General features: G+C 40.9%; 23 protein-coding genes. 1 reads left to right on the top strand and 22 read right to left on the bottom strand.

Translation table 11 applies throughout. From position 1 onward, the window contains the following. Positions 1-220: 220 nt before the first annotated feature. A complete protein-coding gene (locus F7734_RS47905) occupies positions 221-1960 on the bottom strand; it encodes a GNAT family N-acetyltransferase (protein WP_155751384.1) in 1740 nt (579 codons plus the stop codon). Between the two features lie 650 nt (positions 1961-2610). Between F7734_RS47905 and F7734_RS47910 the strand changes: the two genes are divergently transcribed. After that, complete coding sequence (locus F7734_RS47910; protein ID WP_155751385.1) at positions 2611-3468, top strand: PEP-CTERM sorting domain-containing protein; 858 nt, start codon at positions 2611-2613, stop codon at positions 3466-3468. A 176-nt stretch (positions 3469-3644) separates the two neighbouring features. Here the strand turns inward: F7734_RS47910 and F7734_RS47915 are convergent, their stop codons facing one another. The 21 genes from F7734_RS47915 to F7734_RS48015 form a co-directional block, all read right to left on the bottom strand. Further along, positions 3645-3995: a hypothetical protein gene (locus F7734_RS47915; RefSeq protein WP_155751386.1), complete on the bottom strand. Its 351-nt coding sequence runs from the start codon at positions 3993-3995 to the stop codon at positions 3645-3647. A gap of 169 nt (positions 3996-4164) precedes the next feature. Further along, positions 4165-4365 (bottom strand): hypothetical protein, encoded by a 201-nt coding sequence (locus tag F7734_RS47920; protein ID WP_155751387.1) that lies wholly within the window; start codon positions 4363-4365, stop codon positions 4165-4167. Positions 4366-4368: 3 nt separating this feature from the next. Continuing rightward, positions 4369-5634: a nif11-class peptide radical SAM maturase 3 gene (locus F7734_RS47925; RefSeq protein ID WP_155751388.1), complete on the bottom strand. Its 1266-nt coding sequence runs from the start codon at positions 5632-5634 to the stop codon at positions 4369-4371. A 135-nt stretch (positions 5635-5769) separates the two neighbouring features. Then, positions 5770-6180: a Nif11-like leader peptide family RiPP precursor gene (locus tag F7734_RS47930; RefSeq protein ID WP_155751389.1), complete on the bottom strand. Its 411-nt coding sequence runs from the start codon at positions 6178-6180 to the stop codon at positions 5770-5772. Between the two features lie 215 nt (positions 6181-6395). Continuing rightward, positions 6396-6842, bottom strand: a complete 447-nt coding sequence (locus F7734_RS47935; protein WP_155751390.1) for a nitrogen fixation protein — start codon at positions 6840-6842, stop codon at positions 6396-6398. A 49-nt stretch (positions 6843-6891) separates the two neighbouring features. Further along, the gene (locus F7734_RS47940; RefSeq protein WP_155751391.1) at positions 6892-7176 is read right to left on the bottom strand and encodes a hypothetical protein; all 285 of its coding nucleotides are present in this window, start codon (positions 7174-7176) and stop codon (positions 6892-6894) included. Between the two features lie 286 nt (positions 7177-7462). Next, positions 7463-7615: a hypothetical protein gene (locus tag F7734_RS62535; protein WP_207714385.1), complete on the bottom strand. Its 153-nt coding sequence runs from the start codon at positions 7613-7615 to the stop codon at positions 7463-7465. A gap of 38 nt (positions 7616-7653) precedes the next feature. After that, the gene (locus F7734_RS47950; RefSeq protein WP_155751392.1) at positions 7654-8016 is read right to left on the bottom strand and encodes a hypothetical protein; all 363 of its coding nucleotides are present in this window, start codon (positions 8014-8016) and stop codon (positions 7654-7656) included. 145 nt (positions 8017-8161) lie between these two features. After that, complete coding sequence (locus F7734_RS47955) at positions 8162-9214, bottom strand: MvdD family ATP-grasp ribosomal peptide maturase (RefSeq protein WP_155751393.1); 1053 nt, start codon at positions 9212-9214, stop codon at positions 8162-8164. A 53-nt stretch (positions 9215-9267) separates the two neighbouring features. Continuing rightward, the gene (locus F7734_RS47960; RefSeq protein WP_155751394.1) at positions 9268-10284 is read right to left on the bottom strand and encodes an MvdC family ATP-grasp ribosomal peptide maturase; all 1017 of its coding nucleotides are present in this window, start codon (positions 10282-10284) and stop codon (positions 9268-9270) included. Between the two features lie 8 nt (positions 10285-10292). Further along, on the bottom strand, positions 10293-10610 hold the full coding sequence (locus F7734_RS47965; RefSeq protein WP_155751395.1) for a microviridin/marinostatin family tricyclic proteinase inhibitor: 318 nt from the start codon (positions 10608-10610) through the stop codon (positions 10293-10295). 297 nt (positions 10611-10907) lie between these two features. Further along, positions 10908-12179 carry a calcium-binding protein gene (locus F7734_RS47970; protein WP_155751396.1) on the bottom strand — a complete coding sequence of 424 codons (1272 nt, stop codon included), beginning with the start codon at positions 12177-12179 and terminating at the stop codon, positions 10908-10910. Between the two features lie 78 nt (positions 12180-12257). Continuing rightward, entirely contained in the window at positions 12258-12527 is a 270-nt protein-coding gene (locus F7734_RS47975) for a hypothetical protein (protein WP_155751397.1), read from the bottom strand. Positions 12528-12749: 222 nt separating this feature from the next. After that, positions 12750-13070 carry a hypothetical protein gene (locus F7734_RS47980; protein ID WP_155751398.1) on the bottom strand — a complete coding sequence of 107 codons (321 nt, stop codon included), beginning with the start codon at positions 13068-13070 and terminating at the stop codon, positions 12750-12752. A gap of 572 nt (positions 13071-13642) precedes the next feature. Next, on the bottom strand, positions 13643-14422 hold the full coding sequence (locus tag F7734_RS47985) for a peptidylprolyl isomerase (RefSeq protein WP_155751399.1): 780 nt from the start codon (positions 14420-14422) through the stop codon (positions 13643-13645). A 121-nt stretch (positions 14423-14543) separates the two neighbouring features. Further along, positions 14544-16106, bottom strand: a complete 1563-nt coding sequence (locus F7734_RS47990) for an HlyD family efflux transporter periplasmic adaptor subunit (RefSeq protein WP_155751400.1) — start codon at positions 16104-16106, stop codon at positions 14544-14546. Between the two features lie 51 nt (positions 16107-16157). Further along, positions 16158-19244 carry a peptidase domain-containing ABC transporter gene (locus tag F7734_RS47995; protein ID WP_155751401.1) on the bottom strand — a complete coding sequence of 1029 codons (3087 nt, stop codon included), beginning with the start codon at positions 19242-19244 and terminating at the stop codon, positions 16158-16160. Positions 19245-20870: 1626 nt separating this feature from the next. Further along, positions 20871-21617: a peptidylprolyl isomerase gene (locus F7734_RS48000; RefSeq protein ID WP_155751402.1), complete on the bottom strand. Its 747-nt coding sequence runs from the start codon at positions 21615-21617 to the stop codon at positions 20871-20873. Positions 21618-21874: 257 nt separating this feature from the next. After that, entirely contained in the window at positions 21875-22342 is a 468-nt protein-coding gene (locus F7734_RS48005; RefSeq protein WP_155751403.1) for a HetP family heterocyst commitment protein, read from the bottom strand. A 236-nt stretch (positions 22343-22578) separates the two neighbouring features. Continuing rightward, positions 22579-23409: a hypothetical protein gene (locus tag F7734_RS48010; RefSeq protein WP_155751404.1), complete on the bottom strand. Its 831-nt coding sequence runs from the start codon at positions 23407-23409 to the stop codon at positions 22579-22581. A 1124-nt stretch (positions 23410-24533) separates the two neighbouring features. After that, the coding region (locus tag F7734_RS48015; protein WP_155751405.1) for a peptidase domain-containing ABC transporter at positions 24534-26796 on the bottom strand (2263 nt) is incomplete at its 5' end.

Here is a 26796-nt window from a genome sequence, read left to right on the forward strand (position 1 = left end):
TGCTAGCGGGTAGGGGGTAGGGAGTAGGGGAGTGAGGGGAAATTTTTTAACAACTAACAACCAACAACTAACAACCAACCACTAACAACCAACAACTAACAACCAACCACTAACTCAACCTGCTTGAGATAAGAATGTTTGCAACGGAGCCATGAGTAGGGGCGCGGTGACCTTGCGCCCCTCAAAATCTATGTGTCTTAATGTTTTTTCAAAAATATTGTTAATTGGACACAGTCAGTAAGTCAGAGGTCTTTTGTTCTTGCAGCACCAGATCCAAATTATATTTAGCTTCTGCCAAGTCTGGATTCATAGAGATGGACTGCTGATAGTAGGCGATCGCAGTCTTAAAATCTCCTAGATGTTTACACTTGTTGCCTAAATCATTGTTCAGCACGGCATAATGAGCTTGTTTGTCTGGGGAAAGCTTTTTCTGAGCATGAAGTGCATTCGCTTTGTTAACCTCGGCTTCAATGCAGTCAGGCTCTAGTTCTAGCGCTTTTTGATAGCAGGCGATCGCTTCTTCCCATTGACCTAGTTGTTGTAGAGCGTAGCCCTTGTTATTATATGCGGCGATCGCATCCGGCTGTAGAGCTATGACTTGATTGTAAGTTTCTATCGCTTCGGATAACTGACCTTGAGTTTGATATAAGTTCCCCAAACTAAATAAAGCCTTGAGAGAATTTGGCTGAACCTGAAGCAGGTTTTTAAACAGATTCTCGGCAATTTGGTATTCACCTTTTTGCCTCATCAAGACTCCGAGTCCATAAAGTGCTTCTAGGTGATTTGACTCAACTTCCAGAATCTGACGGTATCCCTGCTCGGCTTTGGTGAGTTGATTTGCTCGATGAGCCTGAACAGTGAGTTGAAAGGCTAAAGGAAGAACCCTGATATCCAATTTTTTCTTCTGACAATTTTTGTATTTGACTATGATATGCTGAATGCGGCGCTCTTTAACTCCAAAAGAATATTTATATTCCTCATTCCCCCTTAAAAAGTCATAAACTTTAAATCCATTTTGGATAGCATATCGGATCGCATCAGCATGGAGAATAAGTCCAGGGGGGGGATTGTTAAAGGTTTGATCGCGACCTGCAATGAGAAATAACATGGTTTTTTGCTGAGCATCAACAAAGTTCGCGATCGCTCCTAAAGGTCTGTCCCCTTGCCATAGAACTGGAAAATACAGACAGTTATGTTCAAAAGCATGACGTAAATTAGCGCGAATGACACTCATGATTATGTCACACGTATTCCCTTTTTTTTCTCCCCATGTGGACTTCCAGAACTTAAGTAGTATATCAATATGAGACTCCAGATTGTCTGCGTTCACATGGGCAATCGAAAACTCTGACGAGTTGTCTATTTTCCTTAAAAAGCGCCTGATTTTTTGGCGCGTATTGGCACTGAGGTAGTTTTGCAAATATTGTTCCCAGTCATCTGTTAATGAAATATAAGGGGCAATATAATTATCAGTATCATCTCCCTTATTTTGAATGCGGTGTTGAGTAAACTCAAAACTCTCTCCAGGGAAACTCCTCAAAAACGGATACATCCGTGTATCTGTTTCGAGAATGTTTTGTACATTGAAACTAGACCATTCTAACTGCTGCTGGATGTAAGCTGCAAAAGCAGGAATCACCTCTTCTTCATAACCGGGCTGGCAAATCATTCCCGTGTAATCTGCCACGCTATTTCCTGCCATGTAGAGTTCAGTGTAAAAGCCACCGCCATCCTGCTGTTCTAGTACAATTTTCAGAGGGAAAAATGCAATATAGGATGAATCGTGGGTATCTGGTTTCGCAGCTAATATAAACCACTGCTCGCGCACCCTCAGCAACCACCCAGATAGCCATACCCAGGATAAGAAGAATTGAGCCTGAGGATCGGCAGCATACACAGAATCCCAATTTTCTCTGATTTTCTTAAATGTTTCAAAATCGTCAATTACATCAATCTGCATATTATTTTTGTCTCAGCAATCATCCATCATTTTAGAAATTTGATACGTACAATTTTTTTTGTCAAGATGTCTTCACCAAAAATTCAATCTTTATACTAAATTTTCTATAAAATTTTATAGAATTAAGCTTTGGGAATGAAATCGTAAGTATCGGGGCAAAATTTAATGTTATCTTCATATCGCAGTTGGGATGCTCCCCTCAAAAAAGCATTCTTTAACGTAAGTTGACAATTCAATTAAAATCTCGTTATTTAATTTTTGTACAACCTTGACGGTGTCACATAAAAAATTTATACGCTCGTAGATTTAAGCACAGTAGTATAGTTACGTAAGTTCAAATCCACCCGTAAAGGTACGTATTTAAAGCAATCTTTTACTAGACAGAAGATTGGCATAAGTATTCTTCCTTAGTCGAAGAACTTTTTGGCAACACGCTGGAATGAGCTAGGAATTTTCCTTGGCTTACAAGTTGAGGTTGTCAACTTTTAGATTAATTCAAAATACCCATTGGAAAAAAGAATAAGACAGATTGTTGGGTGAAAAGAAATCCAAACAAAGTTTTCCCAATCCAAAATCTAAAATCTAAAATCCAAAACGGTAACACCTAACAACATACAAACGCTCCTTATAAAAGTATTGAGGAGGATTACATGAAGAAGACATATTTACAAAATGTAAAGCGCTTTTTGCTGCTTGCTATGCCTGCGCTCGCCAGCTCTCTATTAGCAGCATCACCTAGTGAAGCAGCTACCTTTGCAAGGTCTCAAGGCGAGTCAGTCTATCTCAACTTTAACCACACACCCTTTTTAACTGAGACTGAAGCTAAAACGGACACCCTCACCCTTTCCAAAGAGGGTTCTGTACTTGCTTTTGCTGACGCACAGGCAACTTTTATAGTGGAACCACCATTTGCATCTAGTTCATCTTTAAGTGAAGCCTTAGGTGACACTGTAAATTATTTGGGACTAGCAGAAAGTACGACTACAGTTCGTGGGTTCTTCAATGTCAAGGCAAACACAACTTTCTCTTTTGACTTTGCAGCCGATCTATATCTTGAAACAGAAATAGAATCTCCTCCTGGAGAAAATGCAAGAGCATCTGGAGATGTATTGTTTACCTTGGTTGACACAACTCAAAAGCGTGTCTTGGATTTTTTCAGCATTATGGGAAATTTAAACTCTTTTGGAAAGAGTGATTTCATTGCAGTTGATTACAGTGAAAATGTTGCCTACATGGATTTGGAAACTCACTATAGGGCTAAATTACAAGGCAAGAAAAAAACTGCTTCAGCTTTTATTACAGGTTTTCTAGAACGCTATATAACTCAAGATTCAGTTTTAGCGGTAGTAGAAATTAAGAGAAATCAGGCTAGAGTTACAGCACCGGAACCTTCGAGTATTCTGGCTTTACTTGCCTCAGGTGTTGTTATTATCTTTGTATTAAAAGGTAGATGCAAAGAAAAACCTTTAGAATCCTCTATAGAATTAAAAACATCTACTGAGGCTTGATACCCTGTTCAGACAATGTCAGTGCGATAAGCTGGGTACAGCTTGCGCTTCGCGAACGCACAGTTTTTTGATAGTCAGGAAACGCCAGCAATCGCATTGGCAATACGTTCAAATAGCCACTCTGAAAATTTGCGCTCTACACCTTGTTAAGATATGACATAATAACGTGCATTTCTCTAAAGAATAGAGATTGCTATTGCCACACCAACACTTCCAGCGTAAGCCCCATAACCTGTCTTAACGGAATAATTTCTACCTTTAACAATCTCGATATCTCCGTCAGCATCTCCAGAAACATCAGTGAAGGCACTCGCATTATCTCCATATCCTCTAGCGTTAGCGTAACCGACTGCGACTGCTAGAGAACCCCCGCGACCGAAGTTCACAGTATAAGCTCTAGTTACAGCTTGGGTTGCAGTATCGTTACCAGAAGCAATAGCTGAAGCACCAATTAAAGCTCCAGCACTTCCGAGAATGACATCGTCTTCAGATACGCTATCTAAATAGCTTAAATCAGAGATAACCATAGTAGAAATAGTCCTCTAAAATTTTCAGGTTTTGTTACTTATTTATTTTTACATAATTTTGATAATTATTCTATCAAACTTTAAAGAATTTATATCTAAAGCCCTCATTTATGAAAATTTTACATTCAGTGAGATTTAGAGGCGAAACACCTACAACGCAAGGCAAGAATTATTTGAAATTCTTAGAATTCCTATGAATTTGTTCTGTTTTATCTAAGGCTTGCTTTGCTTTAAAAAGTTCTTTCAAATAGGTTAATTGCCTATTCCAAGCTGAACGAGGAAGCAGGGGAATTTTCTTTAATTCATCTTGGGATGAATCAACGTCAGTTTTTTTCTCTTGAATTTTGGTATTTTCTGAATTTTCTGCCACGAGCTATTCCTTCGCTAATGAGTAAGAAACTTCGGGTTTGTTCTGCCAACTTTCAGACCACTGAATGCGATCGGCACTAAATTTTAGTGGATCGTTTTCTGGTAAGGGAGTATTTATAGGCTCCACAATTAGCTCAAAGGTACCATTATCAAAGGGTAGTCCTTGCGCCCTCACTTTGGGAATAACACGCTCTCTTAAACCTCGTTCTTCATGAACAAGAGCGCGATGATGACAGTAAGGATTGTTACCTCTGCGGTCAAAGAAAACATGGGCAGTCCAACTGCAACCGCCACGGCAAAGCTCAGCGTATTCACAAGTTCTGCAGAAACCCCAGAGATGTTTTGTGCCTTCAGGCGTTCCTGCTCCCAAATTTAAACGCAATTGTTCTGAGTTCTCAATAATATCATACAAAGAACGCTCTCGAATATGACCACCTGTGTAGGCTGTAGTAGGTAACGAGGGACAACCTTTGATTGCTCCGTCGGCTTCAATTCCCAAAGTGGAAAGCCCAGCACCGCAACCTTGCCAAAATGAGAATTCATGCTCGCGTCCCCGTCCCCGTAACAGCCGTTCGTAAGGACCGTAGTAACCGATGTTATTTCCCGCCTGGAGTTGAACTCCTTCTTGGTAGGCGCGACGGGCGACACGGGCTAGCATGGGGTAGATATCCAGTAGTTCATGGGGTTGGAGGAGGATGTCCGCATTATCAGCTGCATGACCCATCGGGACGGTGAGTTGAATTTGCCACGCACGAGCACCAGCATCACGAATGCACTCATAGATACACGGAAACTCAGGCGCTGACAAACGGTTTATTTGGGTGTTGCAACCAAAAGCAATACCAACTTCTCGTAAATGACTCATGGTTTTAAAAGCGTATTTCCAAGAGCCTTTTCTTCCCCGCAGGCGATCGTGTGTTTCTTCTAAGCCGTCAATGGAAACAGAAACAGTGCGAATTCCTGCTGCCTTCATTTTACCCGCAGTTTCCAATGAAATCCCATAGCCGCCAGTAGTCATACCACATAACATACCTGCCTCGTTAATCGCTTTGGCAATTTCCAGCCAATCTGGACGCAAAAATGCTTCACCACCGATGAGGGTAACTTCTTTAATCCCAACTTCTGCCATTTGCCTGACAAGATCCAAAGCTTCCTCGGTGGAAAGTTCTTCAGAGCGTGCATTTCCAGCGCGGGAACCACAATGGCTACAAGCTAGATTGCACTTTAAAGTAATTTCCCAAACTGCATAACTTTTGCGATGATATGTCATAATAAATATTTGTCATTTGTCATTTGTCGTTTGTCATTAGTCGTTTGTCATTAGTCGTTTGTCGTTTGTCATTAGATTTATTAAGGACAATTGACCAATGACCAATGAAAATTGACCAATGACAATTAACCAAGCCTATTCTAGTTCTAATGGCTCAACGACTCCATACATTGGTTGTAAAACTGGATCGATTACTATGCCATACATTGGTTGTGGGTCAATCGGTATTGGTTTCGGATAGCCTTTGGGAGGCCAGTAAATAACGCCGTACATTGGCTGAATAACGCTATCTTTGATGCGTGAAATACCACCAAAAGCTCCTACTAATTCTTCTTCACTAAGTTCGTGAAACTCACCTAATTCTTTTAACTCTAGTATTGTAATGGCGGCTGTTTCAAATTCTTGTTGAGAAAAGTTATAGCCACCACTTTCTAAAGCTTTTTTAACTTCTTCCGCTTTCTCACTCATAAGTTGGGTGCGGAAACCTTCGTCTTTCACTAGTTTGATAAGGAAGTCTTTGACTTTTTCAAAGATTTCTATTGACATGATGATGACTACCTCCTTAAATGGTACTTTCTGAAAGAGTGCAGTTGAATGAGGTTTCAAGACTACGTAGGTTTTGCTAAAAACTCAAATCGAACGTAGGTTGGGTTGAGGAACGAAACCCAACATTTATCAGCATTTGTTGGGTAACACTTATGCGCTCTACCCAACCTACAATTTCATCCGAGCAGTATTGAATGAGGTTTTACTCCAATACATCAAGTTTGGAAATAAACAGAAGGATCTGCTGCTTGACGTAACTGTTCGGATGAAGAATAGTTATCTGTGACAATTTGCGGACATCGCATACAAGCTGCCTTGCCTTCTTGCTGCCACCAGCGACAATTTCGGCGGATAGAACAGGCTGGTAGTTCTTCTACTACAGCAGGCAATTTTTCGACAATTCGCATTGATAAACGACAGTCTTTGCCATCAAAATGCTGACAACCTGATTCCACGCACGATGCTGCAGTCCGAAAAATTTCAGCAGGTGTAACTGAGCCAGCCTTTGCCATTAGTTCGTTTGTAACGGGCAGGGGTTGTTTGAGATAGGCTACACGGGGTGCCGTCGCCGTTCCACCGACTATGCCAAAGACAGCACCATCCGCCGATTCAGGTCTAGCACTAGGACAAAGGGTTGTTTGTTTGGGAACAGTGTCTTCCATTAATTTAGCCTCTGTTGAAGGAGCATCTTTAACACTTGAAGGCTAAATATTAAGCAATTTGATCGTAATCCTGTGCAATCAGTCCAACAACTATCACGGGTGGTGGGCAAATAATTGGCTTAAACCCTGCTACTGTAACTTCTGGATTCTTTTTATCTAAAGCTTCTATATCTCTGCTAACTTTTAAACCACCTACAATTTTTCCAGCTTCGTCATCAGATAAACTTAAACAACCTTCTTCGACTAACCCTCTTCGTATCGCTGCATTAGTAATGGCAAGATCGATTAGGTCGTTAATTTCCATTTGATGGTCAGATTTTTTGTTGCTTTCCATGTGTCTATACTGGTTGATTTAATTACGTCAATTTTTTGGTATTATCAAACATCTTCTAAAAGAATGTTTGCTTTTTATTTCAGGCTAACATAATCCCGTGATAAATCTGACGTTAATTCATCAAGATGTTTAATAAATTTTGTGTAGTAGGGAAGCCAGTTTTATTTTCAAAATGAATAAACATTGGACTGGGATTTGCTTCTAAAAAAATATATTCATTATTTGCCTTAACACGTCAATTAATAGCAGTTCAATCTAGCAGAAATGCTTTTGCTATTGCCAAACATTATTTTTCAATTAATTCTGGTAACTGTATAGGAATTAATTCAGCATCTAAGTCTTCTCGAAAATCCACGGCATGAGTGCGAATTTCGGCAGAATAGACTGATTCTCCATACTCTTTTTTGGAGATGTCTAATTTGTAATCGTAGTGATGCACCCAACACGACAGGCATACTCTGTATCGGAATTGAGTTTCTAGTTTGGAGAAGGGGGGGTAATGGCGTGTACAATAATATGACCGAAGGCTATAGCATCAGAACCACTGTCAACAGAACGGGTATGACTCTTGATGACAGTTTTTGTAGCTTCGGCTTCCCCAGAAACATTAACTGTAGCTGTAGCATCAACTGGATCGGAAGCTACTACCACAATAAAACTCCGACTATGAGCTATAAAACCATCGTGAGGTAATTCTTTAATAGAGGCTGTAGTGCTTGCACTAACGTCAGTTGATTCACCCTCAGCCGTTCCTTCGACAGTGACTAGGAGTCCAGTACCACCCATAATGGCAGTATCTTCAAAAATGGTGTTCAGATGACTTAAATCAGAAATAATCATAGTGGATATAAAACCGTGAAACATCATTTGATTGAAATGTACTCTAAAGTTCAATTAGTGGTTGAACTTCTGAGTCTTTTTGCTTTTACTTTCCTCTAGTGTTATGCTTGGGTTGGCACAACCAGCTAAGAGTCAAGATAAAATCTTAGCTTGCTTGTTGGCGAGAAAAATAGTTATTAAGGCTTGGCACCCTGTCTTCAATCGGTAAATGCGATCGCATAGTATGGGCGGAAGAAAGCAGAACTTCTGCAATTGCCTGAGAAATAGGCAAGTTAGAGTAGCATTCTAGCCAAAAGAATTCGCCAACAGGATTAACTTCCAGGAAGACATGGCGACCGTCTGGTGTCAAAATAATATCAATTGCTCCGTAGTTTAAGCCAAAATAAGCCATAAGTTGGAGAAGTTTTCTCTCGATATCTTGTGGCAAATTGTAAGCTTTCCAAGCATTGATTAAAGCAACACCTTGCCGTCGCCAATCGTATGTAGCCTTTGGATTGCATTGCGAGTCAACTGCAGCTGTAAATACACGTTGCCCTACAATTGTTGTCCGCAATTCCAATGCCTTAGGCAATTTTTCCTGAAATGTCATGGGACAGAAACGCAACCCATCTAGATTTTCTAGATCGGCATCTTTCACTGGGTTTGTAAAAACAACTTGTTCCTGCCCTTCCTTGTCGTAGATGGCAAAGGAAGAAAGCATTTTCGCAATTATGCCTTGTTCGCATTCAGAGGCAAATTGCTTGACAGCTTTTGGATTGTTGGTTATTAAAGTCCGTGGGGTATCTAAACCTAACTCTCGCGCTACTTGTAACTGCAGTTGCTTGTTTTCAGCAAACCGAATATTGGGTAAGAAATCGAGGTGGAATCCTTTAATGCTGGCAATCATCCCCATAATTGTTGCGCGGGATTCCTGAATAGAAGCTTGTCTAAGTTGTGGCTCCATTTTACCAGGAATTCTTGACCCAATAGCAATGCGTCGATACCAAACAGCAGAGATTTCGCTCAAGTCTAGCTTTTGTGAGTCAGTAGTGAGAATGAGTTTTTCGCATCCTTTACTGTAATATACATCTAGCTGTACTTCCGTGGGAAATTTGTCTGTATCAAAACGAAAAGCTTTTCCTCCTTTGTCTGTAATGGCATTCATGACCAGAGGAATACTTTCATTGTCTTGACTGTGAGTAATGATTAAAACTGACATTTTAAATTTGTTTGTAATATTAATAACTCGTAGGGGCGCAAGGCATTGCGCCCCTACAAAGGGCATGATTCATTTAGGTCAAAACTGCTAGAATTATCAACTAAAGCATCAGCGATCGCACTGGAAATGGGGTAATTCAAATCCCGCTCCAGCATTCCCCACTCTCCTGTAGGATTCACCTCTAAAAATACGTATTCTCCTGATGGAGTTTGAATAAAATCAAAGGCTCCAAACACAAGACCAAAGTGAGTCATGAAGGCTTTGATGCGATGGGTTACTTCATCAGGGAGTTCGTGAGGTTGCCATACACAAGCTTCTGAATTAGCACATCGCCAATCAAGGGTAGAGTCTGCGTAAACAGATGCATCTAGTGCTCCTACAAATATATTGCCATTTACATAAACAACCCGTAGTTCTTTGTACTTGGGAATTTTTTCTTGAAAAACCATCGGGCAATAACGTAATGTTTCGGCATCCAGTAAATCTTGTTCTTGAACTGCACTAGTATACATGAAGAAAGGAGAGCCTTTCATACTTATGGATAAAGGAGTTAATAACTTGGTTATGATTTTCCCTTCCAACTTGTAAAAAAACTCTCGTACTTCCTCAGCATTATTTGAAACAAGAGTTTCAGGAATGGCCAAGCCGACTTCACTTGCAACTTTCAATTGTCGCAATTTGTTTTCTGCAAAGTTAATCCGCTCTAAATTATCTACCCAACGAGCTTCTCTGAGACTATCCAAAAAGCCATCTAAGGCAGCTAGTGATTCTTTTACACAAGCTGCTTGGAACTGTGGAGCTATTCCTTTGTCAATCTGAGGTTGCCATATGCGACGCATCCAAACTGCATGCACCTGCTTTGTGCTAATGGAGCGGTTGTTGTATTCCAACCTGTGATAGCTCCCAAAGTTGTTTAACTGAGCTTTAAGTTGTACGAACATTGGAAACTTATCAGTGTCTAGGCGAACTGGTTGTGCGCCCTTCTTGGATAGCGCTTCCCCTACTCTATCCACTGTGAAAAAATCACCACTGTGGGTAATTAATAGAACAATGTCACATGACAGGTGCATAAGCAATTTTATTCTATGGTAGGAGTATCTACAGCCTCTACAGCCTCTACGGCGAGAATTTCATCGTCGCCATCAGATGGATACTTTAATGTAACAGCATATTCGTCTGTATCCGATGGATATTTTTTAGTGACAAAATCACCGCCCTCTTCATTATCCGAGGGATACTTTAAAGTCGTAAATATTTCATCTTTTTTCGGACGGGTGGGGTGTGCTAACCGATAACCACCATGAACGGCATCCATTTCCTCTTCAGACAAGTCTTCACAGAATTGTCCTTCCAAATAACGGGCAAAGAAAGGTAAAATTTGTTCGTTGTTAGACATGATATTGCCTCCTTTTAGACAGATATAACCTTTCTATAAATTAAATAATTCAATCTAAAAAAATCGCTATTTAATGATTTATTTTAAATTGAACTTTCAGAATTTTCATAGATTATTTAATATTTAATTACAATATTCTGTTTCTGTAAAAATCAATTTTCAGATTTGGGCTTTAAAAAAATTAATATGGTAGGACCCTGATACAACTTCTTGATTAATATGGTAGGTCCCAAGACAAGTTCTTTATAGAGAAGAGCTATTCTTAAAAGATTCGACTACACCAGTCTTTATACACCTCTAGCTAGGAGTGGGACCAATAAACGTTCCTGCTGCAAAGGGTTGTTGCAACCCAACCACCCTGGCAATAACCTCCAAGCCGCCAGTAACTTGTACCGTCAGAAATGTATCTGTGCCGGATCTGAATGAACCTATACCACTTGGGTTATTTACTTGGATTTTATCGCTGCCATTCTGGAATGTGAAAATATCGGCGCGATCGTTAAGGCCTAATATGACGTTACCTCCGATAGTAACGGGAGTACCGACACCACCAGCATAGAAATTACCATTTGCACTTCCTAGCACGAAGGTATCTGGATTACCGTCGGTACCATAGCTCTCTGCCTTACCGTCGCCATTTTGATCGACGAAGAGACCGCCGACTAATATATCGAATGAACCTGCTTGACCGCCACCATTCAGGATGTCGTTACCTCGACCTCCAACAAGGGTATCATTACCGTCGCCTCCTGAGATATTGTCATTTCCACCAAGGTCTCTGAGTGCAAGGCTCAAAATAATATCACCGCCATCAAGGTAGTCATTGCCCGCACCCCCTGTGATGACATCGGAGCCACCGCCTGCATAAACAATGTCATCGCCAGGACCTGCACTGATAGTGTCATTGCCATCAGCTCCGCCTCCGGTATCCCGGTCTCCGTAAATTGTATCGTTCCCAAGGTCGCCATCAAGATTATCATTGCCGCTCTCTCCGGCGAGGAGGTCATTATCTAGCCCACCGGCAAGCTGGTCATCTCCAGTGGCTCCGTAGAGTAGATCGTTACCACCGCCTCCATTAAGAGTGTCATTGCCCGTACCACCATCAAGTATGTCTTCACCAAAACCGCTGTCTAGGTAGTCATTTCCTGCTCCCCCAAGGAGCAGGTTACCGCCGAAGGGGTCTAGTAGGGTATCATCTCCATTTCCTCCATCTAAGAGATCGTCCCCATTACCACCGTTGAGAAGGTCATTTCCCGATCCTCCGTACAGGTCATCAATCCCATTATCACCATTCAGGATGTCGTCGCCACCACCACCTGCGATTAGGTCGTTGCCATCACCCCCAGAGAGGATGTCAGCACCATCACTAGAGCTTTCGGAGGTGCTGTTAGGGTTAGTAAGATTGACTGCACTGTCACCAGAGATTCTGTCGTTGCCTTCGTCTCCTCGGATTAGGTCAGCTCCGCCCAATCCAGTTAAGATGTCATTACCCTTACGACCAAATATTTCATCCGCTTCAGCTGTACCAACTATGTTGTCAGCTTGGTCTGTTCCTCTTCTAAAAACCATTTGAATTTTCTCCTCATATCTAAACTATTAAAGACACTGCAATTACATAAAGATGAATCGCGAGCGATCGACAATGTCTTAAGACACAGAAGCACTGGAAACAGCAGTAGCGGAAGAGACGGTGTTATTGCCAGATGCTGCTGAACTAACTACAGTGCTACTGGTTGCATAAGAACCTTGATTTCCACTGTATGCAAAAAGGTTAGTAACAGCGCTTGTCTGTGTGTTCTGACCAACAGCCAATGCCGAAAATTGAGTCCATGCATTAGCGGCGCGACGACCACCACTCACATTTTCAGACAATGTTTCAGACACGGTTTCTAAATAATCTAGATCGGAAATTATCATAGTCTCTCTTCCTTGTACTAATTGTGTGCATCTCAACGCGTAACTTCTTCACACTCCCCACTCTTAACTTATAGGGTAATTTACACAAAAAGTTGGCTCCTCGTGCCTAAACACAAAAAGCCAACTTTTCATGAATGCCTTAATGAATATTACCCTAGGCATCTAGGTTTCTAGAAGTTACCCCAAACTATATCATTTGGGGTAACTCTCAGGGTTGTGCTATTAGTCAGCAGCAACAACTACGGAACCAGCCAAGCTGGACAGCTTACCTTCAACAGCCAGAGCGGAGATAACAACTTCAGAGTCGGTGTCAGATCCGATAGCTTCAGCGTCGAATACGAAAGTAGCTGAGTTACCGTCGAGGTCTACATCAGACTTGATATTGGTGTACTTATCGAACTTGATGTCGGTGTTGCTGTCGAAGTCGAGGTCAACATTGGAATCTACTTTGATGTCTAGGTCTTTCTTGTAATCGAATCTTCCACCACCAACAACAGCAACTTCGTTAGCAGCTTGGATGAATTGTAGATCGGAAATAATCATTGGTTTTCTCCTGGGAATTAAATGTTTTGTGTTTGGGAATTTGTTTTTGTGAGCGGTTTGTTTTTGCTCACATTTCTACTATACAAGATTCAATTTAAAACGCAATATGTTTTGGCTTATTTTTCGATAAAATTTGCTTATATATCAATCAATTAAAAGCTTATTTTTTTAATACATTATTTACTTATTTAAGCAATATTAATTAACACGAGAATACGGTCAATATAAGCATTTTTATATTGACCGAGAAATAATATTTTTATGTTTTAGCTAGGGAGAAATTGTCACAAAGACACTTCGCTATTCTTTATTTAATAAAAATTAGTAATATAGGACTCCTATTTGATTTTTCAACCACACTTAGGAAGGGAAATGCTGACCACATAAAGCTTTAGGTGGGCATAACCCACCCTACAAACGTAAAATTTTTGACAAATCATTCATTTATGATTCCTATAGAAGAGCAACGGTTAGCAATCAAATATCTGAAAAAATGACTTTTAGTTCAATCATTCTTGGCAAAAACAATTTTTCTCCTTTTGGAGAGTTTTTGTATTTAGTAAAAAACGGCGTTAAGCCTGCTTCCGTAGCTCTTCAGACCGTTCAGGACTGGTATCAATTAGCTGAGGCACCAGTTCCATGGTTTCAATTTGTTGTTTTAACCAAAGAGAAAACAATTCTTGCCGGATCTTTTCGTGTAGGTTCTCATCTAATTCGGGTTGAATAATTTCCTCTACCCAAATTAAATATACTCCTTTAGAAGTCACAATTGGCTTGATCGTTTGTGGAGGCTTGGCAGCAAATACAGCAGCAGCAATTTCCGGTCGTAAATCTTTACGGGTTTGAATTCCTTTATATCCGCCAGCGCAACGGAGTTCTGGATCTTGAATGTACTGGCGTGCGATTTCTTGAAAAGTAATTTCACCTTCTTGCAAGGCATAAAACAGTTCCAGGGCTAAATCACGATCGTCAAGAATGACTTCATAAATGGCAGTCGTAACGTAATCCAAGTAGTGCTCATAAAAGTACTTTTCAACTTGTTTGCCAAACAAATGAGCCGCCAATTTCCTTGAAAGAACGTTATTACGGGCTATTGCTTCAAAATCGTGTAAAGTCAGATGATGTTTTTTTAACCATGTCCAAGTGTCTTTAGCTGTGACGAGTTTTTTTTCTAGTCGCAGATTATCTCCTTCTTGCTGTAATTCTTCTTCCGAAACTGTTATGCCTGCTTCAGAAGCAGTCTGTGCAATAATTTGTTGTTTGGCTATAGCTTCCAAAACTTCTGGGATTTCGCAAGAAAGTTGAATGTTGCGAATTATGTCCTCAGCAGAAATATTGAGAGTGTTTAACATTAGGTAGTCCCTTCTAAAATATTAGATTGGAGGATGTTAGTTGCTAGTTGTTAAAAAATATACAATTTATTATTTGCTAACCACTAACCACTAACCACTAACCACTAACTTTGATAGTTGATTAAAAATCTAAGCCGCCCTTTTGCAGTTGCTTAAATGGATCTAGAACCAAGTCAATAACCCGCCGTTGGCGAAGAACGATTTCAGCATTTGCTGTTTGACCGGGAGATAATAAAATACGTTTATCCCTATTTTGGACATAAGACTTCTCCAGAGAGACTTCTAACTCAAAGCTTTCTATATTGCCTTGTGGTGTTTCAGTCACTTTTGAATCTGGAGATATCCAACTTAGTTTTCCTGACACGATGCCATACTCTTGGAAAGGAAAGGCGTCAAACTTGACTTTCACAGGCATCCCAAGTTTCAACAAACCGCTCTCCTGGATAGGTATACTTGCTTTAAGGACTAAGCCAGCATCCTTGGGAGCAATCTGAGCAATTCTTTGACCGGGTTGCACCACGGCTCCTGGTTTCGTAATTGGCAGATCGAAAATGACACCATTGATTGGCGATCGCACCTGTCTTTGGCGCATTTGAATTTTTAAAGATGTAATCTGGGTCTTAGTTTGAGCGATTTCCGATTGGAGAGTATTAATTTGTGTTTGTAACTCTTTAAGTTGCTCCTCAGTCTTGAGATTTGCCAGTTTTCCTGTATGGATAAGGCTTTCATAACTGCGTTGTTCTTGCTGTAAGCGAAGTTCCGCTTGCTGAATATCAGACTTAGCTTGATGAAGAGTTTTTTGATAACTGCTTTGTTCTTCTTTAAGGCTCTCCTGTGCTTGGTTAATTGCTGTTTCAGCTTGTATCAAACGTTCGTAATTTTCCTTCGCTGCTTGTTCGACCTCGTTAAAGCGGTCTTGTGCCAAAACCCCTTCTTCAAAGGCTTTTTTATAGCGTGGGACTTTTTCTTGAGAAGCTTGGAGACGAACTCGTGCTAACTTACGATCTGCAATACTTGAATTTAAAGCTTGCTGTGTTTGATTGACTTGCGCTAATTTTTCTTCTTTCTGGATGTTATAAGCAGTTTTTAGGGCATTCAAGTTTTGCTTAGCCTGCTCGATTTGAGAAAGCTTTGCCAATTCTTGTGCTTGATTTTGTTGCTGCTGGGTGCGGACAGAGAGCTTTAATTGATTCCGAAGGATATCAAGATTCGCCTTTTGATTTTGTAGCCCTTGCAATTTCTCTTGAACCTGATCCAGTTCAGTTTTCAAGACCTCTGAGTCCAACTCCAACAAAACCTGTCCGATTGTGACGTTCTCACCTTCTTTGACCCTAACAAAATTAACAGTACCCTGTGCTGGACTATCCAATTTTTGTGTTGAACCCTTTGGTTCTAAACGTCCTCTGGCACTACCTGTTTCGTCAATTTTTGAAACCATTGACCAAGGCACGACAGCGATACAAAACCCCAGCAACACGTACAGTAAAGAACGCGTCCAGGGGCGTGGTAGGGCATCTAGTAACTCTTCAGTGCCGTAATGCCAATCTTCTAGTTCATTCTTTGCGTCTGCTTGATGATTTAAGTCAGTCGGTTCGGGGTCTTTTTGCGGAGCGAGGTAGTTTTTATACTCCTCCGCTTCTTGCTTGGGAACTGCAGAAGATGAATTGTGAGATGAAATAGGCATAGTGTTATCTCCAAATAGGGAGATGAGAAGATGGGGGATGGGAGAAATGAATCACCCTGCTTGTGATAGCTGTTGTTGATTGAGGTAGTAATAATGTCCTTGTTTGGCGATCAACTCGTCGTGAGTACCGCTTTCAACTAAGACACCATGGTCGAGTACCAAAATTAGGTCTGCCTTGCGTACAGTGGAAAGGCGATGGGCAATCACCAAGCTAGTACGCCCTTTGAGTATTGTCTTGAGGTTGTTCTGAATAATGCGTTCGGATTCAGCATCCAGGTTACTGGTAGCTTCATCAAAAACCAACAATCGTGGATTGCCAAGCAAAGCACGGGCGATGGCAACACGCTGACGTTGTCCTCCCGACAACAAACCGCCACCCTCACCAATCTCTGTTTCGTAACCCAATGGTAATCGCTGAATAAATTCATCTGCACCAGCCAGACGTGCTGCTTCCGTGACTTCCTCTATAGAGGCATCTGGATGAGCAATACTAATATTTTCGCGAATAGTACCGCCAAACAAGAAATTACTCTGGTCTACAATCCCAACTTGGGAACGAAGCGATCGCAAAGAAATACTACTGATGTCATGACCATCAATCAACACTTTACCGCTTGTCGCAGGATAAAGACCCAAAATCAACTTTGACAGGGTTGTTTTCCCAGAACCGCTACGCCCTACGACTGCCACCATTTGCTCGGGTTTAATTTCAAAACTAAGATTTTCCAGAACATTAATATCGCTTTCTGGGTGGTAGCGGAAAGTGACGTTGTCAAAGCGAATGTTACCTTTAAGTTTCCGTATGGGCTTGCGGGGTGAGGAGAGCAAATCTTCTTCTGGTGCCGTTTTTAAGACATCATTAAGCCTTTCTACAGAAATAAAAATTTCTTGCAGTTGGTTCCAAACTAAGGAGAGTCGTTTGAAGGGGCTAATGACATGACCTTTCAACATATTAAAGGCAATTAACTGTCCAATGGTAAGTTCTTGGTTAATGACCAACCAAGCTCCGTACCATAGCAACATGGTGCTTGTTAAGGTGTCGATACCGCCACCAATAACTTGCAACCGAATGCCAATTACCTGTGCTGTAAAGCCTTTTTTCACCACATTATTTAAAAGTTCTTCCCAACGCCAGCGCACCGTCTGCTCAACTGCCATTGAGCGGATAGAACGAATTCCTGTCAGGGATTGAATTAGGTAACTGCTGCTTTCAGCCCCTGCATTAAAAATCTCTCTGGACATCCGGCGCAATATGCCCGTACTTCCAAATGCCAGGATAAAAAATGGTGGTATAACTAACAGCACGACTAATGTCAGGCTCCAGCTATAAGAGAGCATGACTCCTAGGTAAATAAATAATGTCAGTAAATCTAAAACGATCGACAGTGTCTCACCAGTGAGGAAACGCTGTATTTTCTGGTTTTCCTGAATCCGAGATGTGATATCTCCAACGTAACGCGACTCAAAGAAGCCTAGGGGCAAGCGGAAGGTATGTTTGAGAAAACCCACCAGTAGCGCAACACTAATGCGGTTGGCAGTATGAGACAGTAAATATTGCCGCACGGCGTTAATCAGGATGCCGAATATACTAAAAATGACCATTCCGAAACAGACAGCGTTTAAAGTGACAACACTGCCTTGTATAATCACTTTGTCAAAAAGTAGCTGAGAAAATATTGGCGTTACGAGTCCAAATAGCTGAATTAGGAGCGAGGCGAAAAATACCTCAAGCAGAACTCGCCAATGGGGTTTGACCAGTTCAAAAAACTCCTCCAAAGAGTGAGTTGCTTCTTCAGCATTTTTCAAGTCTACTGTAGGTTGTAGTAGCAACGCATAGCCGGTCCATCCCTCTTTAAACTCTGCGTGGGTGAAGGCACGTTGACCGACCGCAGGATCGCCTACAATCACCTGTTTTTTGGTAATTTTATAGATGACAATGTAATGGTAGCCTTCCCAATGAGCCACTGCTGGTAAGGGTTGTTCTGCCAGTTTGTCAAAACTGGCTTTTACCGGACGAGTCGCAAAGCCAACGCTTTCTGCTGTAGCTGCTAGAGCACGTAAAGATGCACCTTCACGGCTGGCGTTACTGAGTTCGCGCAGACGATTGACGCTAAAGTTCTTGCCCCAATAGCGACCAATCATGACTAGACAAGCAGCGCCACAGTCAGAAGCGCTGTGTTGGGCATAAAATGGGTAGTTCTTGGTGAGGTTTCCCCACCATTGCCCTGTCTTTACCTTGGGGCTGGGATAGTATGCACGTACTTTCTGTTGCTGTTGCTGTTGCTTTTGCTTTGGCGCTCCATCTTGTTGGGGAAAGGGAATAACGTTGTTAGATGAAGTGATTCGCTCTGATTTTGAGGTCTTAGGACGCTCCTTTTTGGTCTTGACAGAGCCTTTCTGTTCTTGAGAATGAACAAACTCTACCAATTGCGGCCAATGTTCTAGTGCAGGCAACCAATTTGCATCCCTCATGATATAAGCAATTGTTGGCGGCGCGATCTGCCAACTGTCTTGTTCTGAGGCTGGATATATTTTACCCGGAGTTAAAAGTTGTCCTTTAGAATGCCGCAGTTCCCCTCTCTGCAACACCAAACACTTACAATCTTTTGGTAGAGTCGCTTTTTCATGGTCACCTAGATCGTGCCGCTCAAACAACGATAAGGCTTTGAGCATTCCTGGCGCATCTGATATGTTGCCCATCTCTTGCCAGTTTTGATGGCACAACATGACCACATCCCACAGTTCTGCGCGTTTCATGAGGCGATCGCGAATACTGGGGTAACGGTCCATTAAAGCAAGCAATACCTCTTGCTTGAGATAACAAAGCTTAAGATTAGTTGAAGCTCTAGCCGCGTAAGGCTGAAACTCCTCTAAAAACAGGCTTGCTTCTCCAAAACAAGATCCCGAACTTAGGGTTGAGATCAAATTTTCATCACTATCCAACAATCTGACTTTTCCTACCAGAACAATATATATTCCTGGGTTAGCCGATCCTGTTTGCCAGAACTGCTTAGCTGTTGGTGGCTCAACGATTTCTACCAATGCCAAGCATCTTGCCATGTCTTGCTCTGAAATTGTCTCACCCAAAGTATGAGTGATATGTTCACCCAACAGGTGTTCGGAAAAAACTGATAGCATTACCTCACCTCGGTGTAAAAGTACTTAGTTTTGCTCCGGACTACAAATGAACACAAGAATCAAGCGTCCAACAAAAACTAGACCTTATACCGGAAATGGTCCGATCGTATTGCTTGCGTCGCTACCAAATAGATGGTTATCAGTAACGGTTATCAAAAACTTGCTACGACTTGTCGTAGTTTTGCTTTTGACAAATTTACTACTACTGAAGTCTTGTTGTTGACTGGAATGGTGTGACATAATTGTAGCCAGTTGCCATCATGTACGAAAAGTGGGCAAAGTAAGTTAGCTGCTGCTATCATCCGGATGTAGTGGATTAGCCGCTGCACAATTAATTAGCCCTGGGAAGCTAATTAGTTGTTTATGTGATGTGCATTAACCTTGGACAATCTCCCTAGTACCTGGGAATCTGGGGAGACATTCCTTGGTTATTCTATTCTTCATAAATCCATCTCCGCAGTTACTGGGAATTAACTCTGGAGAACATGGCAGATGGAGAATAGCTGCCACGCAGTATAAATTACAACTTGTAAAGATTTGTTCATTTTAAAGTAGAAAGCATCCTTTTTAAGGAATATGACTCCTGCGTCCATAGATAAGATAGGGTTTTTTTTATGTTGCGGTGTTGCTCAAGGGAATGCTCCTTGTCAACTCATAATTCTCAGAGCGTGCTCTTGAGTCTACATAAACAAGGCAAAGCTACCAGCAAATGACTTGACCTTGGAACCGACAAAGACCGAAACTATACCAAGTCTGGCGATCAACCATTCGCTCTAGCAGTTTATAGGAGCAAGAGGAACTCACCTAAGAGATTATAGATCTCAAAATACTTAATTCTTGGTAAATTCACTTATAAATAGTTTGCTGCTCTATCGCCTAATAGCTCAGTGCAAGGGTAAGCGGGTGTGGTTGCTATCTTCTCCCTTGTTTACCTTACTACCATCCTTACTTTCGTCACGATCTCACTATAAACCAACTCCTACCTTGTAAGCAATCTTGAAAACAAAGTTAAACACTCCTCTGTTTACTCGTACAACTTTTTATTAGTAAATTTACTAACATCTTGTCAATAGTTTTGCCCTAAAATCTCTATTTTTTCAAAAAATCCCTTCAAGTTTCTTGAAAAATTTAAAATCTATCCTGCTATTATGTGCTTAGTTTTTCCCAACTTCATATGTTCTCTATAAAATCTATTTCTTAACTTTATTGTTTTAATCAACCAACGCTATTTACAGTCATAACCATATAATCAATATAATATTTAGTGAATTTAAAATTCGATAAGAAATGTTACAATTTGTGGTTCAAATTATTTGATAAGACATTTTTATAGATTATTGCTCGCGAATATGAAAAAATGATGCTAGGTTTTCCACGCTTACACACATTTATCAAAAGTAGTAAGATAGAACTAGTCACACGGTAGAAATTATGCTCAAAATTGCCAGTTAGCTCAATTCAAGAAACCCAGACACTCTAGTTTTCTCAAACGGTAAAAAATTTATTTTCGCTCCAAGTAACAAAAATTCTTAAATCTCCGTAGTAAGTCTAGACCTAGCAGATGTGGTAGCACCAATATTCATCGTTAAGGGAATATTAAATTTTTATATGAATTTTGTCAATCCCTTAAGGTGATATTTCAGAAGAACCAACCAGACAATTAACTTCAGCCAAGAGCCATCGCTGAAACATGCTATTCAAAATCTCTTCATATCTTTGGGTTGTGAGTTCAGCCGGGAGCAAATCCTCCACCATCAGAAGATGGTATCCCTGTTCAGTCTTAAAAGGACCTATTAACTCCTTTGTTGGTTTACTGAAGACGATAGCAGCTATGTCAGTAGGAATTGCCCCACGGGCGATCTTTCCTTCATAGCCACATCGTCGCTTGCGATTATCATCAATATCATAGAGGTGAGCAGCGTAATAGAAACTAATTTCACCTTCTTCAATTTGATAATAAAGTTCTTGAGCAAGTTTTTCATTGCTTACGACTAATTGGTAGAGAATAACTTGCTCGAACCCCAAACTGTTTTGCGAGAAAAATTTCTCGACTTCCTTAGAAAATAGAGCAACAGCTAGCTTTTGTGCTAACAATCGGTTCCGGATTCCAATTTCCCAGTCATCAAAGCTTATCAGCTCATCGGCTAACCATGCGAGTGTGTCCGAGGCTTTTTCCAAACGCTTCTGGCGACGTTGGCGCTCAGCTTCAACTTCAATTTCTTCTGTTGTAACAGCGATCCCTCTCTCTCTCGCTACACGATCGATGACTCTCTGAAATAAAATATTCTGACAGACTTCCTTATAATTTGTTTCGCTTTTTAAAAAGCTAACAATTTCTTCTGGTGCGATCGCGGTTTTTGAGACATCGTCCATGGATACTTACTGCAACAGTATCAAGTGCTACTGGTATCTTGAACGTAGCAGACAACTGTTGATTTTAACTACTTTTTTGTAAATACTTTATATATTTTTATCTGAAAGCAATAAAATATAAATTGTTGATAATACGGAAAATTTTTTGAGAAGTGTGGTATCTTACGTTGTAAGCTTTACTGAAATTGGTTAGTGGTTAGTGGTTAGTGGCTAGTGGTTCTACCATTAACGACTAACCACTAACCACTAACAATTCTTTACTTAAATCCGCAGATTTTAAAGGACAAATCTTGAGAGCTTTCTGCTTCAGGTTCGGATTTCATAGATTGATATTTTTCAACTTGTGCAGTCAACCACTGCTGACTGCCACCACGGACTTCAGTTTTGCGCTTGCCAACAACTTCAAGATAAGCCAAGTCTTTAATTTTACTCAAGCAGCTTGTTGGCGTAACAGGAGTGGTAGCTCTTTTCTCCGAAGGTAGCTTAGCAATTTTCAGATTTTCGTTAGATTGTGTATTTGTTCTGGAAACGTGAGAATTCTCTTTAAGCAAACGGTTGTAAGTACGATAGGGAATGTAATGTAGGGGATTGTAGCCAGCAAAACGCAACATGAGAACGCAAGCCCAAGAGTACTTACCTGCAAGAATAGCTTCTACAACCTGGTCAAATTGTTCGGGATTGATAGTCTTATCTAAATTGTTACTGCCAGAAATACTGTGGTTCATAGTGTTTGTTGTTTTGATAGAAATAAACGAATCTGTCTTCTTTGGTGGTTTGTAGTTCAATGGGTGTCTATATAATTGCTCTTGCCTTTAAAGCACAAGCAAGATTTGATAGAGCAACATTATCAATTCAGTAATAGGCAATAGATGCCAAGAAGTTTTTGCACTGGCTGTTGAATCAGCTTTTAATTTGATACTTCGATTGTTATCTGTAATATTAGGTTACAGCCAATGCAAGTCTAACTTCGATAGAACTGACCTAAGTTTTTGGTAGATTTTGCACTCGAAGCAGCAGATACAATTTTCTTTGAAACGCTCCAGTGATTCTGCCGTAGGTCGATAATATCTGTTGGTTTGTTATTAACGACACTTGTTTGAGAAGTCCGAGTCGCTAGCGTCTCTAGTACTTTAATTGCAGTACGAGTGTGAGCTAGCAAACGAGAGCTGTTTATTAAACCATGCACGCGATCCGATTGCGTTTGGTGATTGACTAACTGTTGCTGTGAGCCTTCAACTTCAGCAGGCGAGAATTCCCCATTTAATTCCGCAACGATTTCGATTGGTTTCCACTCCCCGGCTGAAGTCACAACAGTGTTATCGATTGTGTCCAAACGGTGCGGCAGAATTTGAGATTGCTCTCCCAATGCTACAACTTTACCTCGGACTTGACTGACTTGTTCAATCCTTCCCGTCCATGACCAAACAACAACTGCTGTAAAAAAAGCTATGCTCCTAACGGTAGCTAGAAGAGAAAAAGTTTTAGGTGTTTTATCAAGAAAGAGCCGATAGGGCAGGAGGCAAGAGGCATTCGAGAATACTGGCTTTTGCCTTCTAACAAATTCACTTTCCGTATTCTTAAGTGATGTTTCAGAGCTTTTAACCGTAGTGGTATGAGTCTTTGTCAGTGCTTTCAGTGTAACACCTGTTTCTACAAAAGCTATATTTTTGTCATGGATGAGTGCCATTCCAGATACTAAATCGGTCTCAATAGGAGCGAGATCGCAATACTTCTGTGAGACATCTGATTGGCTTGAAATATAAGATGCATTTAACTCGATGATTCTGTTCATGCGCTGTCCTGATGATCGGAAACCTGACTTTTTCTTCAAGTCTTTTTACTGCTAAGCCGGAATTTGTTAATTACCCCTGAAATTTAGCGATTGGTGTGTAAAAAAAGTAGCATCTGCACAAAAGATACTATGTGAAAAGGTAGTAGCTCCCGCAACTTTTCTTTGAATACCCATACACTGATATTGGCTTTTCGAGTGTGTTTTTGGCTTAGCAGTGCCACAGGCAATTCTTTCCTTTTTCTCATGTCATATAAAAGGCATGAAAAGTTTCCATTCGATTCTAGTAGATGCATTTTTGTCCTCTTCAAATTTCGCTAACTCCTGATTCTATTTCTTTCCCTGATAAGTCTATGCACTTATTTTATACCAAAGAATTAGGAGATAAGTAAAATCGCATACTTTTTAGGGGTGTAGAGAAAAAATATTCATCCCTAAGCGTTAAGAGTAACATTTGTATTTATACTATTTTTTTGCACAAATGTCATCTCTTCTTATGGCATTTTATCAATTATTTTTACTCTTTCCATTTTTCTCTTGATTTTCTATACTTTCACCTACTTTTTGTTTATTATTTGTTAGTTATTGGGGGGTGAGACCCCTCATTCAACATCGCTTTAGAGCTTTGGTTGAATATCTTGTTTTCCCATTAACTATGGTTCCTAACCTTATAAAAATATAACAGCACGAGTAGCATTTAGACAATCTTTACTACTGCAAGCCACAATAGCGATTTTTACCAATTCTGCAAAATCTCCTACTGCCGTTATTATGTTTATTTTTTGTTGAAAGAAAATTCTGTAGTAGAACATACGATTGGCACTTTAGAACCAAATACTTGTCATAACTTCATCTGTTAGTAAAGATATGAAGTTGTAACCTGACCATCTTATGGTATAATTTGTTAGCTTTGCGTGGCAGATAGTTCACAAGCAGCAAAAGACCGCAAAAAGCCCTGTTTTGAGAATTTCTAGCGTGCATCTTTGTCCCTTGCAAAGTCAGAATATTTATCTTGCTTGAGATATCTCTAATCACAAATATGTGCGTTGATTTACGAATTCAGCGAACAGTGACCGAGGACTAGTGACAAATGACAAATGACACGCTTACCAATGATTGATGGAAGTTTACAAATGGAATTGCTGCTGAACTAAGTTGTGATAAATACCACAAATTGACATTAATTCATCATGAGTACCTTGTTCCACAAGACAACCTCGGTCTAAAACAAGGATACTGTCAGCGTGTCGAATGGTAAAAAGACGATGGGTAACGATCAAAGTCGTGCGATCGCCCTTGGCGCAAGCCGTACCCGGCTTATCGCAACCGCTAGAAGCATTACTGGCGCAACTGTACCGAGTTAAATTCTCTAAAAATCGCTGTTCGGATTCAGCATCGAGGGAACTAGTCGCTTCATCTAACACTAAGATACGAGGATTTCTCAAAAAAGCTCTAGCAATAGCTACTTTTTGTCGCTGTCCGCTAGAAAGCATCATTCCTCCTTCTCCAACTTGTGAGTTGTACCCAAGCGGCAGAGTTTGAATAAAAGAGTCGGCGTCAGCCATCTTTGCCGCTGTAATGACTTGGTCTAAAGTCCAATCCGAACTGTACAGGGTAATATTCTCTAAAATAGTCCCTGCAAATAAAAAACATTCTTGAGAAACTATCCCGAGTTGGCTTCTTAACGATTGTGAAGAAACAGCAGCCGTATCGTGTCCATCAATCAAAATACGTCCCATATAAGGACGGTATAAACCTGCAAGCAGGTGAACTAGAGTGCTTTTCCCCGAACCACTGCAACCCACAATAGCGATTGTTTGTCCTGCTTGGACTCTAAAGGACACATTTTGTAAGGCGTTGCGTTCTTCATAGGGATTAAAACGGAAAGTCACATTCTCAAAATGGACATCACCCCGAATAGGAGGCAATACCAACAGAGGTTTGTGAGAATTCTCTTCCGGCTGAGTTGTTAAAACATCATTAAGACGCTCAACGGAAACAATAACCTCTTGAAATTCATCCCACAGTTTTGCTATTGCAGTCACTGGCTTGACAGCATTATCAATGAGCATATTAAAGGCTACAAATTGACCGAGTGTCATAGAACCACCAATGACCAAGGCACCTCCACACCACAATACATACGTGCTACAAAAAAGAGCGATCGCATTATTTGCCAATTGCAACACGTTGACTAGTTTCTGACCGCGCAACCGAGCTTTTAACGCATCTGTAAAGCGTTCGTGCCAGCGCAGATGTAATTTCTGCTCGGATAGTGTCGTTTTGACAGTAGCAACACCAGTGATGATTTCTACTAACAGAGAGCTTTGAGAAGACCACTTCTTAAGAAATTCACGGGAAACGATCTTCAGAAACGGGCTAGCCCCTAACGTGACGATCGCAACAGGTAGGATTGAACCTAGCACCACGAGAGTCAGTTGCCAGTTGTAATATGCCATCAATCCCAAGTAAACAACTGCCATCAAAGTATCGGAGGCAGTAGTCAAGATTTTACGAGTAAGAAACACTTGGACGTTTTGGTTTTCTCGAACGCGAGAGATGATATCCCCTACTTGACGGGACGCAAAAAATTGCAATGGCAATCGCAGGGTGTGGTTAATAAAATGACCAGTCAAAGTACCATCTATCAGATTGGAAAAATAATCCAGCAGATGTTGACGGACTGCACTTAGAACAATTCGCCCCATACCCAACACAAATAAACCAGCGGCAATAGCATTTACACTCGTTAGGTTTTTTCCGGGGATCGCGTAGTCAAGAGCTATCTGAGCAAAAATAGGCGTCAAAACTCCAATCGCTGAGAGCAACGCTGCTGTGAGGAAAATTTGCTTTAACAGCTTGCGATGAGGCGATAAAGCAAGCTTTATCCCACTAAAAGAGATTTTCTCGTCTTGGGCTGCATTTAGACGGTCTGTAGGTGATAAAAGGAGAGCATATTCCGTCCAACTTTCTTCAAACTTTTGACGAGAGAGCCATTGCTTTCCCATAGCAGGATCGGCAATCAGTACGCGATCGCCTTTAACTTCCCAAACGACCACATAATGAATCCCCCCTTGCCAGTGAGCGATCCAAGGAAGGGGATGCAACTCTAACTTGCTTAAAGAAGCTCGTACAGGGAGAGCATCATAGCCCAAATTTTGCGCTGCATCTGATAAAGCCACTAAAGATGCACCTGTACGGTTTGTTTGAGCTAAATTACGTAACGTATTAAGACTGAAACGTTTGCCCCAATATCGACTAATCATAGCCAAGCAGGTTGCACCACAATCAGACGAACTTTGTTGTTCGATAAAAGGATAACGACGCCAAAGGCGGTGAGGGAGTAGGGAGTGGGGGGTAGGGAGTAGATAATTTCTAACCACTAACCAC

The organism is Scytonema sp. UIC 10036, assembly GCF_009725235.1.

Bases quoted from the DNA above. Each gene is read 5' to 3' on its own strand.
- F7734_RS47910 (WP_155751385.1), top strand. From the start codon at position 2,611: ATGAAGAAGACATATTTACAAAATGTAAAGCGCTTTTTGCTGCTTGCT.
- F7734_RS47965 (WP_155751395.1), bottom strand. From the start codon at position 10,610: ATGTCTAACAACGAACAAATTTTACCTTTCTTTGCCCGTTATTTGGAA.
- F7734_RS47935 (WP_155751390.1), bottom strand. From the start codon at position 6,842: ATGGAAGACACTGTTCCCAAACAAACAACCCTTTGTCCTAGTGCTAGA.
- F7734_RS47995 (WP_155751401.1), bottom strand. From the start codon at position 19,244: ATGCTATCAGTTTTTTCCGAACACCTGTTGGGTGAACATATCACTCAT.
- F7734_RS48010 (WP_155751404.1), bottom strand. From the start codon at position 23,409: ATGAACAGAATCATCGAGTTAAATGCATCTTATATTTCAAGCCAATCA.
- F7734_RS47950 (WP_155751392.1), bottom strand. From the start codon at position 8,016: ATGATTATTTCTGATTTAAGTCATCTGAACACCATTTTTGAAGATACT.
- F7734_RS47985 (WP_155751399.1), bottom strand. From the start codon at position 14,422: ATGTTAAACACTCTCAATATTTCTGCTGAGGACATAATTCGCAACATT.
- F7734_RS47940 (WP_155751391.1), bottom strand. From the start codon at position 7,176: ATGGAAAGCAACAAAAAATCTGACCATCAAATGGAAATTAACGACCTA.
- F7734_RS47975 (WP_155751397.1), bottom strand. From the start codon at position 12,527: ATGATAATTTCCGATCTAGATTATTTAGAAACCGTGTCTGAAACATTG.
- F7734_RS48005 (WP_155751403.1), bottom strand. From the start codon at position 22,342: ATGAACCACAGTATTTCTGGCAGTAACAATTTAGATAAGACTATCAAT.
- F7734_RS48000 (WP_155751402.1), bottom strand. From the start codon at position 21,617: ATGGACGATGTCTCAAAAACCGCGATCGCACCAGAAGAAATTGTTAGC.
- F7734_RS47915 (WP_155751386.1), bottom strand. From the start codon at position 3,995: ATGGTTATCTCTGATTTAAGCTATTTAGATAGCGTATCTGAAGACGAT.
- F7734_RS47930 (WP_155751389.1), bottom strand. From the start codon at position 6,180: ATGTCAATAGAAATCTTTGAAAAAGTCAAAGACTTCCTTATCAAACTA.
- F7734_RS47905 (WP_155751384.1), bottom strand. From the start codon at position 1,960: ATGCAGATTGATGTAATTGACGATTTTGAAACATTTAAGAAAATCAGA.
- F7734_RS47960 (WP_155751394.1), bottom strand. From the start codon at position 10,284: ATGCACCTGTCATGTGACATTGTTCTATTAATTACCCACAGTGGTGAT.
- F7734_RS47980 (WP_155751398.1), bottom strand. From the start codon at position 13,070: ATGATTATTTCCGATCTACAATTCATCCAAGCTGCTAACGAAGTTGCT.
- F7734_RS47955 (WP_155751393.1), bottom strand. From the start codon at position 9,214: ATGTCAGTTTTAATCATTACTCACAGTCAAGACAATGAAAGTATTCCT.
- F7734_RS47925 (WP_155751388.1), bottom strand. From the start codon at position 5,634: ATGACATATCATCGCAAAAGTTATGCAGTTTGGGAAATTACTTTAAAG.
- F7734_RS47970 (WP_155751396.1), bottom strand. From the start codon at position 12,179: ATGGTTTTTAGAAGAGGAACAGACCAAGCTGACAACATAGTTGGTACA.
- F7734_RS47990 (WP_155751400.1), bottom strand. From the start codon at position 16,106: ATGCCTATTTCATCTCACAATTCATCTTCTGCAGTTCCCAAGCAAGAA.